Annotated in this window: 19 protein-coding genes and 1 other RNA gene; 13 read left to right on the top strand and 7 right to left on the bottom strand. The window is 59.2% G+C overall.

Annotated elements, in window-relative coordinates; genetic code table 11:
- Positions 1 to 36: 36 nt before the first annotated feature.
- Both BLW01_RS14630 and BLW01_RS14635 read right to left on the bottom strand, forming a co-directional pair.
- Positions 37 to 954, bottom strand: coding sequence for a phospholipase A (locus BLW01_RS14630; protein WP_092571003.1), 918 nt, complete (start codon positions 952 to 954; stop codon positions 37 to 39).
- A 71-nt stretch (positions 955 to 1,025) separates the two neighbouring features.
- Complete coding sequence (locus BLW01_RS14635; protein ID WP_092571005.1) at positions 1,026 to 1,790, bottom strand: TlyA family RNA methyltransferase; 765 nt, start codon at positions 1,788 to 1,790, stop codon at positions 1,026 to 1,028.
- A 108-nt stretch (positions 1,791 to 1,898) separates the two neighbouring features.
- Here BLW01_RS14635 and BLW01_RS14640 point away from each other — a divergent pair, with 108 nt between their 5' ends.
- Positions 1,899 to 2,924, top strand: coding sequence for an AbrB family transcriptional regulator (locus BLW01_RS14640; RefSeq protein WP_092571243.1), 1,026 nt, complete (start codon positions 1,899 to 1,901; stop codon positions 2,922 to 2,924).
- A gap of 26 nt (positions 2,925 to 2,950) precedes the next feature.
- Here BLW01_RS14640 and BLW01_RS14645 read toward each other — a convergent pair whose 3' ends face one another.
- Positions 2,951 to 4,981 carry a hypothetical protein gene (locus tag BLW01_RS14645; RefSeq protein ID WP_092571007.1) on the bottom strand — a complete coding sequence of 677 codons (2,031 nt, stop codon included), beginning with the start codon at positions 4,979 to 4,981 and terminating at the stop codon, positions 2,951 to 2,953.
- 36 nt (positions 4,982 to 5,017) lie between these two features.
- Entirely contained in the window at positions 5,018 to 6,241 is a 1,224-nt protein-coding gene (locus BLW01_RS14650; protein WP_092571009.1) for an ATP-grasp domain-containing protein, read from the bottom strand.
- Between the two features lie 247 nt (positions 6,242 to 6,488).
- Between BLW01_RS14650 and ffs the strand changes: the two genes are divergently transcribed.
- An RNA gene (gene ffs, locus BLW01_RS14655) (signal recognition particle sRNA small type) lies at positions 6,489 to 6,585 on the top strand.
- 19 nt (positions 6,586 to 6,604) lie between these two features.
- Here the strand turns inward: ffs and BLW01_RS14660 are convergent.
- Together BLW01_RS14660 and BLW01_RS14665 are read right to left on the bottom strand one after the other, a co-directional pair.
- Positions 6,605 to 7,312 carry a DUF2201 family putative metallopeptidase gene (locus BLW01_RS14660; protein ID WP_092571011.1) on the bottom strand — a complete coding sequence of 236 codons (708 nt, stop codon included), beginning with the start codon at positions 7,310 to 7,312 and terminating at the stop codon, positions 6,605 to 6,607.
- Positions 7,313 to 7,414: 102 nt separating this feature from the next.
- Positions 7,415 to 7,684 carry a helix-turn-helix domain-containing protein gene (locus tag BLW01_RS14665; protein ID WP_092571013.1) on the bottom strand — a complete coding sequence of 90 codons (270 nt, stop codon included), beginning with the start codon at positions 7,682 to 7,684 and terminating at the stop codon, positions 7,415 to 7,417.
- A 125-nt stretch (positions 7,685 to 7,809) separates the two neighbouring features.
- Between BLW01_RS14665 and BLW01_RS14670 the strand changes: the two genes are divergently transcribed.
- The 8 genes from BLW01_RS14670 to BLW01_RS18515 all read left to right on the top strand — a co-directional run bounded on the left by BLW01_RS14670 (position 7,810) and on the right by BLW01_RS18515 (position 14,143).
- Positions 7,810 to 8,382, top strand: coding sequence for a helix-turn-helix domain-containing protein (locus BLW01_RS14670; RefSeq protein ID WP_217635546.1), 573 nt, complete (start codon positions 7,810 to 7,812; stop codon positions 8,380 to 8,382).
- Between the two features lie 174 nt (positions 8,383 to 8,556).
- Positions 8,557 to 10,422, top strand: a complete 1,866-nt coding sequence (dnaX, locus tag BLW01_RS14675) for a DNA polymerase III subunit gamma/tau (RefSeq protein ID WP_092571016.1) — start codon at positions 8,557 to 8,559, stop codon at positions 10,420 to 10,422.
- Between the two features lie 48 nt (positions 10,423 to 10,470).
- Positions 10,471 to 10,797, top strand: a complete 327-nt coding sequence (locus BLW01_RS14680) for a YbaB/EbfC family nucleoid-associated protein (protein ID WP_217635551.1) — start codon at positions 10,471 to 10,473, stop codon at positions 10,795 to 10,797.
- Positions 10,797 to 11,402 carry a recombination mediator RecR gene (recR, locus tag BLW01_RS14685; RefSeq protein ID WP_092571020.1) on the top strand — a complete coding sequence of 202 codons (606 nt, stop codon included), beginning with the start codon at positions 10,797 to 10,799 and terminating at the stop codon, positions 11,400 to 11,402. Before BLW01_RS14680 ends, recR begins: the two co-directional genes overlap by 1 nt.
- A 31-nt stretch (positions 11,403 to 11,433) precedes the next feature.
- Complete coding sequence (rnd, locus tag BLW01_RS14690) at positions 11,434 to 12,564, top strand: ribonuclease D (protein WP_092571022.1); 1,131 nt, start codon at positions 11,434 to 11,436, stop codon at positions 12,562 to 12,564.
- A complete protein-coding gene (locus tag BLW01_RS14695) occupies positions 12,561 to 12,857 on the top strand; it encodes a YcgL domain-containing protein (protein WP_092571024.1) in 297 nt (98 codons plus the stop codon). Before rnd ends, BLW01_RS14695 begins: the two co-directional genes overlap by 4 nt.
- A complete protein-coding gene (locus BLW01_RS14700; RefSeq protein WP_092571026.1) occupies positions 12,857 to 13,306 on the top strand; it encodes a YcgN family cysteine cluster protein in 450 nt (149 codons plus the stop codon). Before BLW01_RS14695 ends, BLW01_RS14700 begins: the two co-directional genes overlap by 1 nt.
- A 213-nt stretch (positions 13,307 to 13,519) precedes the next feature.
- A complete protein-coding gene (locus BLW01_RS18515) occupies positions 13,520 to 14,143 on the top strand; it encodes a hypothetical protein (RefSeq protein WP_175529856.1) in 624 nt (207 codons plus the stop codon).
- 43 nt (positions 14,144 to 14,186) lie between these two features.
- On the opposite strand, the gene BLW01_RS14710 is transcribed toward BLW01_RS18515, so the two are convergent.
- Positions 14,187 to 16,274, bottom strand: a complete 2,088-nt coding sequence (locus tag BLW01_RS14710) for a S9 family peptidase (protein ID WP_092571029.1) — start codon at positions 16,272 to 16,274, stop codon at positions 14,187 to 14,189.
- Positions 16,275 to 16,318: 44 nt separating this feature from the next.
- Between BLW01_RS14710 and BLW01_RS14715 the strand changes: the two genes are divergently transcribed.
- The 3 genes from BLW01_RS14715 to BLW01_RS14725 are packed head-to-tail and all read left to right on the top strand — an operon-like array spanning position 16,319 to position 19,428.
- Positions 16,319 to 16,750: a hypothetical protein gene (locus BLW01_RS14715; protein WP_092571031.1), complete on the top strand. Its 432-nt coding sequence runs from the start codon at positions 16,319 to 16,321 to the stop codon at positions 16,748 to 16,750.
- A 10-nt stretch (positions 16,751 to 16,760) separates the two neighbouring features.
- Complete coding sequence (locus BLW01_RS14720) at positions 16,761 to 18,650, top strand: vWA domain-containing protein (RefSeq protein ID WP_092571033.1); 1,890 nt, start codon at positions 16,761 to 16,763, stop codon at positions 18,648 to 18,650.
- Positions 18,643 to 19,428 (top strand): class II glutamine amidotransferase, encoded by a 786-nt coding sequence (locus BLW01_RS14725; protein ID WP_092571035.1) that lies wholly within the window; start codon positions 18,643 to 18,645, stop codon positions 19,426 to 19,428. Before BLW01_RS14720 ends, BLW01_RS14725 begins: the two co-directional genes overlap by 8 nt.
- The last annotated feature ends 131 nt before the right edge of the window (positions 19,429 to 19,559 follow it).

A 19,559-nucleotide genomic window follows, 5' to 3' on the forward strand; every position in this document is an offset into this window, starting at 1 on the left:
TCACTGAGGTGAATGGTCGACATGTTGATCCGGAGCTCACCGATCGAGGCCGCTGCCACTGAACAGAGGGTTCAGGCTGAAGCCCAGGCTGAGACGATTGTTGTCATGATCGTAATCGATCAGACTTTCCCCGTAGCCGTTGTAGTACTGAATGTGGGCGCGCACGTTGCCGAAAAAGGGCCATGAATAATCCAGTTGTGCCCCCATGTGGCCGGCGCCGGGATTGCCGCGCACCATCAGGCTGGCTTCATGGTTGTCGTTGAAGCGGTGGGCGAGGGTAATGTCGCCATAGCCCATGTACTTCTCGATATCCGGGTTGTCATCTTCGCTGCGGGATTCGGGAATGCGCCAGTGTGGCGCCACGCTGACAGCCCAGTCCCCGCGTTGAAAGACGCTGTCGAGGTACAGGCGATTCCAGCTACGTGACTCGTCACCGGACTGTCCGTTGGATTGGTGGTTGATGGCAATACGGTTCTGGGTGTTGGTCCAGCCAAGCCAATCCCAGTCATTGTCGAAACTGACGAAGAACTCCGGTTCGAAATTGGTTTCACGAAAGGGGGAGGAGTTTTCCGAGTTATATGCCTGCCACCAGCTGCGTTGGGTATAGGCAAAATAGAGGTCGCCAGTCTCACCGAACAACTCGTCGGCCAGGGAGAACTTGGCGCTGAACTGGAACATGACCTCGGCGTTATCGACATCGGCCCCATCATTGGCAGCGCGGAACTGGCTTTCGTTTGGATTGGTGTTGTAACTCCACGGCATCAGGTAATTGCGCCGGTAGGTCGTGATGGAGAACGGGTTACGTTCCGATTGCTCTTCAAGCAACCGTCGCTGGTTTGCCTCGAGAACCGCTTCACCCACTTCTTCATCCTGCTGGGCATGGAGCATGGAAAAAGGGAGAAGCGTTACGATCACCCCCAGTGAATACATGAGTAATGGCTTGATCATGGCCATGTGAACTTCCTGTTATGTTAGGCAATGAGGTGTCGATGTGTCGTTTCTACCATGCCATCGAGTCAAGTCAATCATTGCCGCCTGGCATGCAGCAAGAATTCCCGGTTACCGTCTCCACCCTGAATCGGGCTGTCGATCCAGCACAGCACATCGAATCCGTTCTCGTGACAATAGTCCCGCAATCGCGACTCGACGGTGAGCAAAGCCGTATCGCCGGTGATGATACCACGCTCGTTGACTTGCCCCGGCCCCAGTTCGAACTGAGGCTTGACCAAGGATAGCAGTTCGCCGCCCGGAGTCAGTAGTCGGGCAAGCTCGGGTAAAATCAGCGTTTGTGAAATGAAAGAGACATCCATGACCGCCAGGTCGAGACCCGTGGAGGCATGACGAGCCAGCGCGTCCTGCAGCAATGGCGATCGAGTCATGGCCCGTGCATTGATACCTTCCAAGACGGTGATACGGTCGTCATTCGACAGTAGGGACGCGAGTTGGCCGTGGCCGACCTCGATGCCGATCACATGGGCAGCACCGTGCTGCAGCAGGCAGTCCGTGAAACCGCCGGTGGATTGGCCGACATCAAGGGCGGTTCTGCCGGTGACGGAGATGGCCGTGTGCTGGATCAGGGCATCAAGCTTGAGTCCCGCTCGTGAAATATAGCGCTCCTCCGGCGCATCGGCTACCACCAGGGGACTCCCATCGTTCAGTCGCTCACTGGGTTTGGTCAGCAGGCGTCCGGTATCGCCGAGACTGACGAATCCCTGACGAATCAGCCGCTGGGCGCGTGATCGCGAGCGAGCCAGCCCTTGTGTGACAAGCAGTTGATCGAGTCGCTGCATGCGTCTCTCATGAGTCGGTCAAAACGACATTATACCGTTCTGCTCCCGCTTGGCAGCCATTTCATGCGATCATGAGGTCATTAGCCGGTTAATGAAGGGAGAGTGTTCGTGACAAGAGCCTCGCAGGGAGCGTTGCTCAAAGCCTTGGCCGTCGGCGCCGTTGGCGGTGTGATTTTTGATCAGACGGGGTTGCCATTGGCCTGGATGCTGGGCCCTCTGGTAGCCAACCTGATCGTTTCGGCGCGAGGCGTAGATGTCCGGGTTCCCGAACCGTTACGCGAAGTCTTTCTCGGCGTGTTGGGGATGGTGCTGGGTAGTCGTGTGACTCCCCAGTTGGCTGAACGGGTACTGGACTGGCCGTTGTCAGCGGCCCTGTTGCTGGTGGGCGTCGCGGTTTCCACGGCAGCAGCGTCGGCCTGGTATCGCTATCGTGGTTTCGATGCCGTCAGTGCCTGGTTCGCCTCATCGCCTGGCGCCATGACGGCGATGATCATGATGGGTGATCGCAGTGGCGGTGATCCGCAACGAATTGCGGTCGCACAATCCCTGCGCGTGGTGTTGGTCGTGCTGATTCTACCGCCGCTGTTCTGGGCATTCGAGGGTGGCGAGGCCGCAGATAATACGGTCGCCATGGTGACCCGCGATCCCTGGTTATTGCTGGCCCTGCCGATCCTGATCCCCCTGGGGCGCAAGTTGAAAGTGCCGACGCCGGCCTTGTTGGCCCCATTGGCATTCGTGGCACTACTCAGTGGTTTCGGAGTGGCAAGTCTTCAATTACCGGACTGGGGCATGAATATGATGCTCTGGGTCCTGGGAAGTGCCATCGGATCACGGTTTCGTGGCCTTTCCGGTGCCCGTTTCGGGCGATACCTGTTCGAGGCGTTCATCGCGACACTTCTTGCCTTGGGGGTGCTGGGCATATTTGCGGAGTTGATCCATCAGAGCGTGGGTGTCCCGCGGGATGTGGCGTTGCTGGCACTGGCGCCGGGTGGGATCGGCGAAATGGCAATCCTTGCCGTGGCACTCGATCTCGACCCGGTGTTCGTGGCGTTTCACCACTTGCTCCGCATGGTCGCACTGATGATAGTGGCCCCTTTTTGGGCACGCTGGTTGCGGCACCGGTTTTCGCAGTGATGTCGGTCAGGGCGGCAATCTTGTGGTTACCTGCGATGATTGTGGGCTATCGTCTGCAGCGAATCGGCCTGTAAGCGGTCCGCGCCCCAACTGCGGTGGATATGACCGATGACCCGATCGAGCTCCTCCTGCGAGATACTCGCCAGCTCGCCGCTTTCCAGCGGGTCGTAGTGGAAGATGTAGAGTCGCGATGCAAATTGCTCGAAAGGCAGCGAGGCCTCGCCAAAACGTTCACCGTTGCCGGCGGTACTGACCTCGACGCCATCCCCCCAATCCTGGCCGCTGTCGTTGTTGGGGTTGTAGAAATAAGCGCGCATCACATCGCCAGGGTCCAGTGCCACACGCAGCAGGCTGATGGCGTGCCAGCCGATGAAACGCGCCGAGCTGTCGGTCACGGCAATACCGGCGGGCTGGGGGTGAATCAGGGGTTGATTGCCGTTGTAGTAGGGGTGATAACTGGCATAGAAGTGGCGCAGAAAATCCTCGAGCCCCGTGATCTGACCGGTGGCCACGTCGACGTTGATGCGAAACCCGCGACCGGACCACCATCCATGGAATTCGGGATTCACCCAGCGGTGCGGATCGCCCTCGCGGCCGATACAGCGACGTCCCATCTCGGCATAGATGCGGTCGAGGTGCGGAACGACCAGCAGCGAGACCGGATCCAGGTCGATGGGCAATTCCGTGGCCACACCTGACAGACTGGCCATCGATGAAATCGGTTGCCCCTCGAAATGCATGATGATCTCATCGTCGCGGGCGGCCCAGGCCACCATCTGCAGCAGGTAATCAGGATCGTTGTAGGCCCACATCGATAGTGCGCGTGCCGACTGGCACGTCGGGTTATTGCCCTGGCCGATACCCAACGGCATACCGAGCATACACAGCACGCCTTCCAATAATCTGGCTTGGGGGGAGACGACGTCACCATAAGCGAGTGTCAGGCGTTCCTGGGACCAGGCAGACAACGGCAGGGCGACCTGGCGCCATAACGCTGGTGCCACGGGGAGTTGATAGAGAATGCCGCGTTCCAGCATCAGGGCCAGGCCATATATCCCCTGTGCCGTGGCTGGATGGACTGACTCCTCGATAATCGCTTGGATGAGCTGTCGGTAGCACAGCAGGCAATCACGACCCGTCGACGAGAGGCCGAGAGCTTCCGACAGCAGATGATCGCCCTGGTCGAGCAGGTGCCGGAGCAGGATCGTATGGTAGGGCGATACCAGACCAGTATCGTGCATGGCGCGTGCAAAGCCCGTGGCTTCATACTGCAAGGCACCACTGTCCATGCTGGCAAGGCGCTGTGCATAGACGTCGACGCCGGGGTCTTCACGGCAGGCTTGCGTGGCCCCGAACAGGCTGCTGATCAATCGGTCGGCACCCTGTCCGCTGGTCCCCAGATCGATATCCGGGTCGAGACGACACGCGGCGATCTGGGTGATCATGCGCTTGACCGGTTCGACCTGGATGGGGCGTTGCTGAAGGATGCGCCATATCTCATCGATCAGCTTGTCCATGACATGTTCATAGCCAATACGTTCGGCCAGATGGGCGAACAGCGATCGCGTGATCGTGGCCAGGCGGCCTTGTGTCTCGCGTTCCGCTTCACTCGGGGCGGAAAACAGCAGCTCCAGGTTGATGGCGAGTACCTGGGTCAGGTAGTGGTGTGCCTGCTCGCTGGAGACTTGAGGGTGCGCGTATTCCCCCATCGCCACCTTGAGCAGGCGTAGTTCGCTCAAGGCTTCGAGTATGACGGTATCGGTGTCGGGGCTCTTCAGGGAGAGTGTCGTCAATGAGGGAACCAATGTCTGCGGATGGCCCCAATCGGTTCCCGTGAAGAGACCGGCGTCTTCCAGAGTCTGGGCGCGTGCCTCGAGCGCCGTACACCCCCCGTCAAGCAGCATGATGCGCCGCGCGGTATCGAAAATCCGGCGTAACTTGCCGGGTTTGGCGAAGTCCGGGGCGTCCGCCAGGATGGCGATGGCGTCGTCGAGCTTGTCCAGCAATGGCTTGAGTCTGGCATCATCGCTGGATGCGTCATGGTCATGCGTCGTCACGCCCACTCCTCGTATTAACAGGCTTGTTCTCTAGGATTATACATAGAAATCCAGAGACTCCTGATGTTTCAGCAGATCCCGCATCGTATGGGGGTCTTCACCGAAGAAGTAGACTAGCCCCCAGTGGGTACCGAAGGCCGTGCGTTTGGTTACGGTCTCCTCTTGCGGTGCCGTCAGCTCATGCGATTCGAAATAGGGGTGATCTTCGGTCTCTTCCGGGATTTCCAGGCGGCTGACCACACGCCGGCGTGGGTAGACACCGAAGCAGCCGGCATGCCCCTTGGCGTCGACCACCTCGCGGGGGAAGAAGGCGGTGATCTCTTCTTCGGTCGTCTTGGGGTCGAACGTGAGGATCAAACCTTGGTAGGCATTGAAGCCGTAAGCCCGCTCCAGAAGTTCGAAGACCTTGAAGCCGGGCGGTCGATAGGCGACTTCCCCGAAGTACATTTCACCATCGCTGGTAACGAAGTACTCCGGATGAATGAAGCCGAAGTCAATGTCGAATGTCTTGATCAGCTTTTCGATCTGGGCGGTGATCTGAGGACGGTATTTCTCAAGTTCAGGAGTCGCCGGCACGAAAACCGAATACCCGAGCGTCACATACTCGGAAATGTTCAGGAAACGAATCTTGCCATCGTGGATCCATGCCTCGACCGCGAACTCCCAACCGTCGAGGTGAGATTCCATCAGTACCGGAAACTCTTCCTCGGGGATGGTATCGACTTCATCGGGCGTGCGGATGACGCGGTGCCCGAGGCAGCCGGCCTTGTCGAATGCCTTCAGATGAATGGGATCGTTGGGGTCGCCGTCGAGCTTGAGCAGCGTCTGATTGACGCGCTTGAGGAAGCGGATGACATCGTCATGGTCATGAGCTTCCTCGAAAATGCCGACACGAATACCGCCCAACTGGGCTCGGCGTTTCATCAGCGCCTTGTCACGCAGCAACAATGACTGCCCATAAAGTCTGGGATTGTCGAGCAGGACGGAATTGATGGCGCCAGCCCATTCGACGGTTTCCTCGAATAGTGGGATGGCGACGTCCACTCCCATATCCTGCAGCGTCTGGGCGATTTCCATGGAGCGATCGTTGAGTCGCTCGAAATCCCACGGAACGTAGGGAATGTCGTGCTCCTGACAGTAGTCTTCAGCCCATGGCGGTGCAACGACGACATAGCGCCGGTCGAAATTCTCGGCGGCTTCAATGGCGTTGAGGCTCCAGCCAAGAAACGCGATATAGCCCTTGCTTGGATCCTTTTTCATGTCGCACTCCCCGAATGGATGGTCTATACCACCCAAGCTACACCTGTTGAGGAGGTGCTGCCATGGCAATGTCTTCTCGATCCGTGACAGTAACGTCGCGAGCAGTGGATTGGCACGTGGCGAGGCATGAGCTATTGCCCGTGTCGAGGGTGGCTGTTATAGTGCGCTCCGCTCGGATACGCCGTTGACGTCGTAGTTCTGTTGACTGCAAGACGCTGGTGATCATCCGTATCGTTATGGTGACCCCCGTCGGTCCTCCCGCAACGCTAAACCGCGAACCCCGCCAGGCCCGGAAGGGAGCAACGGTAGTGGTGGATGCGTGTGCCGGGATGTGGCTGTCGGGGGTTGCCTCCTTCCAGAGAGTCATTTCTTGGCCAGCACGGCCAGGTAATTCCGCACGTTGCTGTTGATCCGCTGACGCTGTTCCGCATGCTCCAGCGCCATTTCACACCACGCATGAGCGCGTGATGCTGAGGGTGGTAGCGGGCTAAAATCCGGGTCGATGACCGTGGCCGTCCTGTTGGTGTCGACGACGTCCTGCTGGTGAATGTCCAGCGGTCGGTCATGAGTCGGACACGGATGGCGTGCCAACCACTCATAGACAGCCAGTGGTGAGCATCCCGCCTGGGAGGGATAGAGCACCGCTTCCGGCGGTATGTCGATGCGCTCGAGGATTGCCAGATAATTGACGGCATGGTCGCAGGCCAGGTTCCAGCGGTGGATGTCCTTTTCGCCGACCGGCAGGAAATGGCCGCCGATGCAGTGGTAGGCGGCATGCGCCAATAGAAAGCGAGAGTCTCTGGTTGGTAGATGGGCGGCAAAGTGACTGTTGATGAAGAGATGCCGCCCATCGGTCAGCAGGGTGGGAAGACGGCTGTCGATGACCGGTACCGGATCCAGGAACCTGACCAGGTGACCCGTGAAAGGGTGGCTTTTGATCAGTGCATCGCGGACGCTCCGCCATGATTGCTGCTGCTCTTTCTTGACCATCTGCTCGGCGCGCGTCGGCACCCTCGGTTTGTCGTGGATATGGCAGTAGGCTGCCAGTCGTGCGATCGCATTCGGGGACATGAAAAACTCCTGTGACTACTGTCATTGACATCCCGGTCAATGGGCCATGTCATCGGCATGCATCTCCATAATATCGCTGGGCGACTTCATGTCGCTGGCCTGCTATTCTTTACGCTCTTGATACCGCGCGATGTCGTCGCGGTAGCGAGACGGCCAGATGGTCGCTGGATCGACGCCTATTGCCTGGGCAATGAGGCGTTCGCCTTTCGGCCAGGGGCGGTCCAGTGCCACGGATAAGGTGGTAGCCTGACGGTACCCGTGATGAGCGGCCAGTTTTCGCAGCGTCCAGCCGGCCTTGTGGAGGGCTGCCACGATATCGGCACGATGCCAGTCTCCCGGGGCCGGTTTTTTTGCTCGCGGTTTTTCGTTCATGACGGAAACAGTGCAATGATATGAAGTTGTATGCAATCACAAATAGACGGTTATTTCCATCTATATGCGTAATTTATTGATTGTATTTTTATTGATCATGATATATCAATGGCTTGGAGTCCGACGTGGTGTATCAGTCCGGTAAGTCTCACGCTAAAGGGGTTCAGGCATGGGATGTGGATGGGTTTTGCGAGCGCCTGCGTCGGGCAATGGCAGGAAGGTCGGCGTACGCCCTGGAGCGGGATACCGGTATCGCGCAAAGTTTGATAAGGAAATATTTGAGCGGTTCGTCGCTGCCCGGTGCGGACAAACTCGTCGTGCTTGCGAGTGCTCTCGGTGTATCGGTGGGATGGCTAGCGATCGGCGAGGGGGACAGTGGCAGTGTGATCGAGGGAGTACAGGAAACCAGCCCCTCATTGCATTCGTCTCCGTCGGAAGGTGGGGGGCGAGACCCGCGCCGTCACGCCGGTGTCGAGACGGAGAGTGTGCCCACCATCGTTTATGCTCGCATCATGGAACCTCTGATGAAGCTGACGCGAACCGAAAGCCAGCGTGAATGGGTATTGCAACGGGCCATCGACGTCCTGCGGGTCCTCACCGATGGTCGTTCCGAGTTGATGGAAGTCCTGAGCCAGGCGGAGCTGGAAAAAACGGTTGCCCTGGTGGTGGCCGTACATTCCCATCGTGGAGACGAATGAGTCATGGCGATTGGTACCGGTCGACGCGTTCGGCAGGAAACCATCAGTCTTGCTTTCCGCCCTTCGCTGCAATCGCTAGAATGACGTATCGTCGTCGATGGTTTTCCATGGATCGACGATGCCCGTTTCAATGAAGCCGTTTATCGGTCGACTTCAGCAAGGAACCCGCGCTGCATGAGTTATCAGGTACTGGCACGTAAATGGCGTCCGCGCACCTTCCACGAGCTGGTGGGGCAGGAGCATGTCCGTCGTGCGTTGGTCAACGCACTGGACCAGGGGCGTCTGCACCATGCCTATCTGTTCACGGGGACCCGGGGGGTGGGAAAGACGACCCTTGCTCGCATACTCGCCAAGTGTCTGAACTGTACCGCCAATGGTCGGGGCGACGATGGCGTGACGTCCCGACCCTGCGGGGAGTGTGAAAATTGCCGCATGATCGAGGAGGGCCGGTTCGTCGATCTCATCGAAGTCGATGCGGCATCCCGCACCAAGGTCGAGGACACCCGCGAACTGCTCGATAATGTCCAGTATGCGCCGACCCAGGGGCGTTACAAGGTGTACCTCGTCGATGAGGTGCATATGTTATCGACCCACAGTTTCAACGCGTTGCTGAAGACGCTCGAAGAACCGCCTCCCCATGTCAAGTTTCTGCTGGCGACGACCGATCCGCAAAAACTGCCGGTCACCGTTCTGTCGCGCTGCCTGCAGTTCAGTCTCAAGAACATGCCGCCGGAACCGATCGTCGACTACCTGAGTCGGGTTCTGGAGGCCGAATCCGTGCCCTTCGATGAGAGCGCGCTCTGGCTGCTTGGCAAAGCCGCCAATGGCTCGATGCGTGATGCCATGAGCCTGACCGATCAAGCCATCGCATTGGGGCAGGGCGAAATACATCACTCCGATGTGTCGGCGATGCTGGGCACGCTGGATCATCGCCACTTGCTGGCCTTGATGGAAGCCCTGGCTGAGGTCGATGCGCAGCGGGTGCTGTCCGAAGTGGCGTCATTGGCCGAGCAAGGGCCCGACTTTGCCGGGGTGCTCGATGATCTGGTCGGCATGTTGCACCGCCTGGCGGTGGCGCAGATGGTGCCGGAGGCGCTGGACAACGGCCAGGGGGATCGCGACACGTTACTGGCGTTGGCGGCGCGGTTCACGGCCGAAGACGTGCAGCTTTACTACCAGATCGGACTGCAGGGCAGGGGCGATATGTCCCATGCGCCGGATCTGCGCTCGGCGCTGGAGATGACCCTGCTGCGCATGCTGGCGTTCCGGCCACAGGGCGTGCCAAAGCCGGCCAAGACCCCGTTGCCGATGCGCTCTCCAACGGATACATCGTCAGCTGGACCTCCCTCGGTCGATGACTCGGCGGCAGCGCATGAGGCGCCACCCATTGACGATAGCGAGGTAACCGAGCGCGCTGCCGCCGTACCCGAGCCGAAGCCGATGGAGGATATCGGCGACGCTGTGCACGCTGACCTCCCCGAGCCTGAGTCGTTCGAGACAGCCGAGGCGTCTGAGCTACCCCCGGCGGAGGCGGAAACGGCCCTGTCTCCTCCTGCCGCAGTGGCTGTCGACGAGACACCGATACCGACGCCGGAATCGGCAGAGGCGCTGAGCGACTCCGGCCTGTCGGGAACCTTCAGCCATGATGATTGGCTGGCATTGTTCGACCGGCTGGACCTCGGCGGTTTGACACGCAACCTGGCCGCGCACTGTATGGTCGACACCGATGACGGCAGTTCCCTGGTGTTGCGTCTGGATCCCTCACAGGCGGCGATGAATGCCGATATCCATGTTGAGCGCATTCAGAATGCCCTGGCCGGTGCCGGTATCGAGCGTCGATTGTCCATTGTTGACGGTCAGTTGTCCGAGGGTGTCGAAACGCCTCGCGCCAGGTCGCAACGCCTGGAATCAGAGCAGCGAGCGCGGGCGGTTGAAGCCTTGCAGGATGACCCGCATATACAACAGATACAGCAAACGTTCGGTGCTCGGCTGGTCGAATCGACCGTCAAGGCTCAAGCCAGCGAACGCGAAACACACTGACGAGCCGCTTCGCGGCTGATTGTTCCACGTCGAGAGGTATTTGCCATGATGAAGGGCGGAGGAATGGGCAACCTGATGCAGCAGGCCCAGGAAATGCAGGAGAAGATGCAGCGCGTTCAGGAAGAAGTGGCGCAGGCCGAGGTGGTCGGCGAAGCCGGGGCCGGCATGATCAAAGTCACGATGAATGGCCGCCATGATGTCAGCAAGGTCGATATCGACCCCAGCGTCATGCAGGAGGACAAGGAGTTGCTCGAGGACCTGCTGGGCGCGGCAGTCAATGATGCTGTACGAAAAGTCGAAGCCAATTCGCGAGAGAAGATGGAAGAGGCCACGGCGGGTCTGAACCTGCCACCTGGATTCAAGATGCCTTTTTGATGAGTTTTTCGCCGCTGGTAGAGCAGTTGATGGAGTCGCTGCGGGTGCTGCCCGGCGTTGGGCCCAAGAGTGCCCAACGCATGGCAATGCATCTGCTCGAACGTGACCGGGAGGGAGGCAGGCGTCTGACATCGAGTCTTGCCGAGGCGCTGGAGTGTGTCGGGTACTGTTCCCGTTGCCGTACCTTGACAGAGGAGACGACCTGTACGCTTTGTTGCAGCCCCCGTCGCGATCCAAGCGTGTTATGTGTGGTCGAATCGCCGGCCGACATGTTGGCATTCGAGGAGGCGGGAGGATTTCAGGGGCTCTACTTCGTCCTGCACGGCCACTTGTCACCGCTGGACGGTATTGGTCCCGAGGACATCGGGCTCGATCAGTTGGAAGCGCGGCTCGAAGAGGGTGGCGTCGAAGAAATCGTGCTTGCCACCAATCCCACCGCTGAGGGAGAGGCCACTGCACATTATATCGCCACACAGTTGGCGGATCGCGAGATTCGCCTGTCTCGCCTGGCCTATGGCATGCCGATGGGCGGCGAACTCGAATATGTGGATGGCGGTACGCTGAGCCGGGCCTTTACTGGCCGCCAACCGTTTCAGAGCGACTGACCGCCAGCTTGATCATTCAACCGGAACCGCTATGCCGTTGACGCCTGATATTCATTGGATCGATACCCCCGAGGCACTCGATGCGGCTTGCCGCGACCTCGAGAGCGCTGACACTCTGGCTCTGGACACGGAGTTCTTTCGTGAGTCGACCTTCCATCCGGTGCCGGCGTTGGTACAGCTCACTGCCGGTGGGTGCGTATATTTGATCGACCCTCAGGCCGTGGCGGCCACGGCCGCTTGTCGGACGCTATTGGCCAGCGGCCCGGTCAAACTGTTGCATGCCTCCAGCGAGGATATCGAAGTATTGGCAGCCTGGGCGGGAGTCATCGTTGCCCCATTGGTCGATACTCAGCTTGCCCAGGGGCTGCTTGGGGAAGATCCGGCCATGGGGTATCAGCGCCTGGTCGCTCATTGGGCGGGGGAAAATCTGCCCAAGGATGAGACACGCTCCAATTGGCTCGAACGTCCGTTGTCCGAGGCTCAGCGAGAGTATGCCGCACTGGACGTCGTTTATTTGCTGGAGGTGTGGTATGCCCAGCGCGAACGGTTGGAAGCCCTCGACCGTTTCTCCTGGCTCGAGGATGACTGTCAGGCGTTGGTGAGGCAAGCGGGGCGTGATGAAAGTGATGATGCGCTCTGGTACCTCCGTCAGCGTCAGCTTTGGCGCTTGTCGCCGCGGCAGATGGAAGCGTATCGTCTCATGACGTCCTGGCGTGAAAGTGAAGTGCGTCGGCGTGATCTGCCGCGCGGCTGGTTGGTCAGCGACAAGCTGCTGTTTGCCATTGCGGAAAAAATGCCCCGAAACCGTTATGAATTGGCCGCCATCGACGGTATCAAACCATCATTGGTCAAACGCGAGGGCGATACATTGCTGGCGCTGCTCAACGAGGCGCGCCAGCTGACGGATGCGTCACTACCCGAGGCACTGCCTTCACCATTGACCAGCGATTTCAAGAAGCGTCTCAAGAGGCTGAAGGCCGTGGTCAATCGTGACGCTGAGCAGTTGGGTGTCGCACCGGAAGTGCTGATGCGGCGTCGTGACCTGGAAGCACTGGTCACGGCGAATCTGCGCAATGATCCGCTACCCTTGCCACAAGGCTGGCGTGGTGAACGGCTATCATCGGCATTGCGCCAGGTATTGGTTGATGAGGAGCTGGCATGAGCGCCGAACGACTGGTTTGTGAAGTGTTCAAGAGTTCGAGCAGGGAAGGGATGTATCTCTTCGTCGACAAGCGTGAAGGGCTGGAACACGTGCCCGATGCCTTGCTCGAGCGTTTCGGTGAGCCGGTCGCCATAATGACCCTGCTGCTCACGCCTGAACGACGGCTGGCGCGTGCCAGCACAAAGGACGTCATGGACAGCATTGTCGACAGCGGTTTCTATTTACAGATGCCGCCGGGCAAGGACGATCATCTACTGGACCGTTATCGAGCGCCGACTGAAGCGCGTTACTGATGCGTGAACGTTTCTGGGAGTGGTTGCCGCTTTCCGCGCTGACCCACGAAGAGTGGGAAGCGTTATGCGATGGTTGTGGCCAGTGTTGTCTGTTGAAGCTTGAAGACGAGGACACCGGTGACATCGCAACGCTGGATGTCGCCTGCCAGCTTCTGGATATTGGCAGCTGTCGCTGTAGTGACTATGACAATCGCTTCCAGCGTGTGCCTGGATGCACGCAACTCACCCCGGATCGAGTTGGCGATTTCCGTTGGCTACCTCACTCCTGTGCATATCGCCGTGTTCATGAAGGTCGCGGTCTGGCTGACTGGCATCCCTTGATTTCCGGCGATCCTGACAGTGTGCATCGTGCCGGTGTCAGTGTTTCCCACTACGCTGTCTCGGAACCCGATGTGCCTGATGACGAACTCGACGATCACATCATCGCCGTGCTCCCTATCCATGAATGATGGCTCTTTCCCGCCCCCCGACATGGCATGAGTCATGTTTTTCCGATGAATCGGGTATGGACTTTTCCTGTCGCATAATCAGTCTCTTTTCCGATGGTGCACTCGCGCTTGTCACGTAATGCTAACAGAGCATGTAACGGTTTGTTGTCCAGCCTTCCTGGATAGCAATCATGGGCGGGTATTGACGGGTAAGATGATCATGCGAGGTGGATCATGGGACGCTGGACAACACTGACTTTGTCAGCAGTTCTAATAGCGGGGGCATCATCGGTTTGGGCGCAGTCATCCTGGGATAATGGCGATGTATCGGATGAGGCGTTATCCGAGATCATGGATGACCGTCTACCGGCTCCAGCCGCCGGTGGTGGTGGCGGTGGTGGTGCAGGTAGTGGCGGTTCCGGAAGCGGCGGGGGGGGATGCGGTGGCGGTGGTGCCGATAGTGGCGGCGGTTGCGGCGGTGGATCGTTCTTCCTGAATGTCGCCACAACGGGGGATAGTGTCGTACCCGGTGATGACGGTGGCAGCGATAATGGCTCAACGCCCGGCAGCGGCCCCGGACCGGGTACCGGTAATGGGGGCGGCTCCGGCGGTGGCGGTACCGGGGGTGGTAATGGCGGTACTGGTGGAGGCAATAGCGGAGGAACTGGAGGAGGCTCCAACGGCGGTGGAGGCGGCAACGGTAACGGCGGTGGTAGCGGCGGCGGTTCCAATGGCGGCAGTGGCGGTGGTGCCAGTGGTGGCGGTACCGGTGGTGGAGCGAATGGGGGTAGCGGTGGCAGTGCCAGTGGTGGCGGTACTGGCGGCGGTGCTAATGGAGGCTCCGGCGGAGGCAGTTAGACGACCGTTTGCGCCGGAGCCGTCCGATGGCAGTGAGTCGGGCTTACGAACGATCCAGGCTATCGGTTAGCCCCAAGGCCCATAGAATGAATGCATCCTGGCGGGCGTTGTCGCGCCAGGCCTTGAAGCGACCCGATGCGCCGCCATGTCCCGATGTCATGTCGGTATGTAACAGAACAGGACTGGCGTCGTGCATCCGGCGATCGAGGCGCCGTTCATGCAGGCGGGCATAGAGTTTGGCCGGCTCCCAATAAGGGACGCGGGAGTCGTGCCAACTGCTCTGCAGGAACAGGCATGGATAGGGCTGATCACTCAGATTGTCCAGCGGTGAGTAGGCAGCGATGCGATGATGCACGTCCGGGATCTCGGGGTTACCCCATTCGGTATATTCGGCGGTAGTCAGTGGCAGATTCGGATTCATCATGGTCCGTAATACATCCACGAAAGGCACATCGAGTACCGCGGCACAGAAAGCTTGCGGACGCATATTGAGGCTGGCCCCAACCAGTAACCCGCCGGCGCTGGCGCCATAAGCGACGATACGTCGGTCATCGGCCAGTCCAGCATCCACCAGGGCATCACGGGCAGCGAGAAAGTCCTGGAAGCTGTTTTCCTTGTGCTGGAGCTTCCCTTTCAGATACCAGGGCTCGCCGCGTTCGCCTCCCCCACGGACATGAGCCACGGCGAATGCCACCCCGCGGTCCAGTAGCTCCAGTCGAGCAATCGAAAACCACGGATCGAGTGCTTCACCGTAAGCGCCGTAACCATACAGTAGAACCGGCATGGGTGAATGGCCCAGTTTGTCGGCACGTGCCACGATCGACACCGGTACACGTTCACCATCGTGGGAGGTCGCCCATATCCGTTGTGCTTTCAGTTGCTCAGGAAGCAGATTGCCGTGGACGGGTTGTTGTTTCAGCAGTCTACGCTCCCCGCTATCCAGGTCGAACTCGATCCACTGTACGGGGTGAGTGAAGGACTCTTCCTCCAATCGCAGACGCCGTGTCCGGAAGTGTGGGGTGTCTGCAAGATATTGACTGCAGGGTGTCTCGGGCAAGGGAAGCGTCGAGTCCTGGTTGATCTGTTGATCGGGCGTCAGTTCGATGGTGCGTAGTCGACCCTGAGCTTCGTCGTGGTCGCGTTCCGTGATCACCAGCCCCCAGTCGAACGCATCCACTCCCTCCAATGTATGCGATTGCCGGTGGTCGAGCAGGGAGCGCCATTCCGTGGGCCGCTGTTGCTCGGCCCAATCCAGTCGGAAATGCGGGGCGTGTCGATTATGGAGTATATAGAAATACCCCGGGCGATGTTCCAGCACATACTCGACGCCGAGTTCGCGCTTTCGGAAACAGGAGGCTGGTGTGCTGGGTGACGCAGCAGGAATCAAGTGACACTCGGTGGTGTCCTTGGAGGCGCTCTCGATGATCAGCCATTCGCGTGAGCGTGTTTTGCCGAGATCGAGCCAGTATTCGGGATCGGGTTCATGAAAGATCCGGTAGGGTGTAGGCTCGTCAATCGATAAACGCCAGATGCTTTCGGGCCGCTGGGTTGCATCATAACGGGTGAACAGCAGGGTCCGGTTATCTTCGGCCCATATCAGATCCGGGCCGATATGCTCGAGCAATACCTCGGGATTGCCGTCCGGCAGTTGCTTGAGCATCAGCGTGAAATACTCGTCTCCCTGGGTGTCTTCCGTCCAGGCTAGCCAGGTTTCGTCGGGTGAGAGCGCCATGTCCCCGAGTTCGAGGAAGTCCTTGTCACTGGCCCTGGCCTGAAGATCAAGAAAACAACGTTTCTGCCGATAATCTTCGTTGGGATGTCGCCACCAACTGGGATAGTCACCATCTTCGGTTGTTTCACTCCAGTAGGTATAGTGATCGAGAGGCGTTGCCAGTCCGGTGATCGCGAGTTCCCGGCGAGCTAAATGGCCGTGGTACAAACTGTCGATCAGCGGTTCGAGCGAGCTGAACCAGTCACGGCTATGGGCATTGGCAGCTTCCAAAAAGGCCTTGACGGCTGGGTCATCACGCTGTTCCAGCCAATGCCAGTCGGGATCGTCCGCATGGCGAAATTCGGGCAGGAACCTTTCAGGAACGGCAACGTCGTGGTCACGGGGTGGCTGTGCTTTCATAAGGTGCGGTGTACCATGGGAAGTAGTGTTCAAGGAGAGATAGTATGTTGATTTCTGACTCGATACCGTTGCTGTGGGTTGCCTACATCCTACTGTCAGTGATTGTACTGGTCACCGGGTATCTCGGTATCCGCTTCGTACCACGTCTGCCCCGACTGATGATAACCGGCATTGTCGCTGGCACATTGTGGATGCCGTGGCGATTTTCACTACCGCTGATGGAAGAGGAGGGCGGTACCTATCAAGGTATCGCACCGGCCATCGTGGTGACGACCGTTGATTTTCTGCAAGGTGGGCTGAAAGCAGCCCCTTTGGTCATGGTGGCAATAGGGGCCTTGTCGGGGGCCATGGCAGGGGCCGCCGTCTGGTGGTTCTGGCCACGGCAGGCGGATGGATCATCAGCGGGTGGCAGTGCTTCAAACAAGCCCGAGGGTGGTGTCGAGCGACAGGAACGTCGTGAGCCGGTGATTGGATGAAGGAGGTCGAATGCGCGTGCTGCTAGTGGTCATCGCCTGGAGTCTGGCCTGGATGGCGACACCCGCGCTGGCCCAGAACGATCCGGACGCATCGGCATCCATCATGACGCGGGATGTCGGCAGTCTGACTGTGAATGATGACCGTCCGACTCCGGACGTCCGTGTGATCTTCGATGTGTCCGGCAGCATGCGCGACAATGACCCCGACCGGTTGAGCGTGAGTGCCCTGGAATTGCTGACCGCCCTGTTGCCTTCCGGTATTCACGGCGGGATCTGGCGTTTTGGTGAACGAGTCGACAATGCCTTGCCGGTGGCTCCCATCGGTCGTCAATGGCGCAATGACGCATCGCAACTGGCGCCTTCCCTCGTCGAGTATCAGCAGTACACCGACATCGAAGCGGCCGTACAGGCGGCAGCCGAGGAAGATGCCGGGAATCGTCAGCGTCATCTGATACTGTTGACCGATGGCATGATCGACCTTCCCGATGACGCGGATCGCAGCGACGACGAGTCGCGGGAGCGGCTGCTCGATGAGCTGGTACCCCGGTTGGCGGATGAAGGAACGATCATTCATGCGATCGCCTTTTCGCCGGATGCCGACCTGTCTCTGGTGGAACGCCTGGCTCAATCCGCGGACGGGCTGGCGGCATTGGCCGAGACCCCCGATGTGCTGTTGCGCTCCTTCCTGGATATCCTGGAACGGATTTTTCCCGCTGACCAAGTGCCGCTGGACGATGACCGCTTCGTCATCGACCCGGATGTCGAATCCTTCTCGGCACTATTGTTTCATGAGCCCGATGCCGATTCGCCGACCCTGGTCGGACCGGATGGCCGTCGTTACGAGCAGGGTGACGAGCTGCCCGACGACATCCGCTGGCAAAGTGAGTCACGCTTCGACCTGATCACGATACCATCCCCGGAAGAGGGCGAGTGGCGGATCGAGGGCGACGTCGGTGATGAGAGTCGTATCAATGTCTCGTCGTCGCTGGTTCTGCGGACGTCTCCCTTGCCCCCGACGCTCTATCTGGGCTTCGATCTACCGGTTTCGGCCTGGCTGGAGGAAGATGGGGAACGCACCTCGAACCTCCCCGAAGGGCTTGAGGTCAGAGCGGAACTGTCCGATATGGGGGGTGAGGTCCAGAAGGCTACCCGGATGGATCATGACGAGGAGGGACAGCGTTTCGTCGGCATGTTGCCCGCCCCGGAACGGACCGGTAATGCGCGCCTGGTCATCAGTGCCGAGGCCGAGGACTTCCAGCGGCAACGGGTTCAGGCGGTGAATGTCCTGCCTCCCATCAGCGCTCGGATCGACGAGCAGGGCAAGCGCGTTGAGTTGATCGCCGAACATCCGGGCATTGCTCGTGACAACACCGATTTACGTGCCGAATTGCAGGGTGAGTCACTCGATATCGAAGCGCTGGACGACCGTCATTGGGTGCTGGAATTGCCTGAACTGGATGCCGATGTGCGTGTCCCCTTGTCGTTCGACGCGACTGTCGAACTCGACGGTGAATCGCGGGAGTTGCGGTTACCGAATCTGGTTCTCAACCCCGATGGTCGTATCGGCCTGGGCGGGGCGAATATTGACGCCGAAGGGATCGAGGGACAGGCCCTGGCCAGCGGAGATGAAAAGTCGGAGCAGGACCATGAGACGGATGACGCCACGCATCATTGGTTGGAGGAGCTGACGACTCAACTGAATGAAGGCGTTGAAGCGCTGTGGCTCTCGAGCGTTCCCCAGATCGAACGCTTCGGGCGCGAGATGGGACTCGAGCCCCGTCTGGCACGTTGGTGGCCTTGGTTGTTATTGGGACTGATCGTGTTCATCACTCTTGCAGGTCTGGCATGGCGTCGCGCTGCCGTGCGCCGGCGCAGAGTTCGGGAGGAGCCACATGTGTGAGCTGTTGGGCATGAGTGCCAACGTGCCCACGGACATCTGCTTCAGTTTCACCGGTTTCCTGCATCGAGGTGGAGGCACCGGCCCGCATCGGGATGGGTGGGGTATCGCGTTCTATGAAGAGGGCGGGTATCGCGATTTTCGGGACCCGCACCCCTCCATCGACTCGCCGATCGCGCGGTTGATCTGTGATTACCCGATCAAGTCACATGTGGTGATCAGCCACATTCGCCAGGCCAATGTCGGCACGATTCGGCTGGCGAACACCCACCCCTTTACCCGGGAAATGTGGGGGCGTCCCTGGTGCTATGCACACAATGGACAGCTCGAGGGGTGGGAGTCACTGCCGCTGTCGTTCTACCGTCCCGTCGGTGATACCGATAGCGAGCGTGCTTTCTGCTTCCTGATGGGAGAGTTGCGCCAACGCTTTCCCGACCCGCCCGATGACCGTGATTCGATGTGGTGTGTGTTGCATGGGCTCTGTGAACACTTGCGGCGACTGGGTGTTTTCAATCTCCTGCTCTCCGATGGGCGCTATCTCTACGCGTATTGTACGACCAAACTGGTCCATATCACCCGGCGGGCGCCGTTCGGCAAGGCCAGCCTGTCGGATGCCGAATTGACCGTGAACTTCGAAGAGCATACGACACCCAATGACGTCGTGTCGGTGTTGGCAACCGAACCCTTGACCGACAACGAGCGCTGGACTGCCATGGAACCAGGCGAGTTGCTGGTCTGGAAGGATGGGGAAATCCAGCAGCGGCTGGGGCCATTGGACTAAATGGCAAACGTAAGTTTCAATCGATCGTTTTACACTGTATCGGGCTTTGAGATACGTTAGCGAGAATCAGAGTCAAAGGTATGGAGAGATATTCCCTACCGGTCGAATAACAATACGGTCAGTGTTCCTGT

Source organism: Aidingimonas halophila, assembly GCF_900106955.1.
In the GTDB taxonomy this organism is placed as follows: domain Bacteria; phylum Pseudomonadota; class Gammaproteobacteria; order Pseudomonadales; family Halomonadaceae; genus Aidingimonas; species Aidingimonas halophila.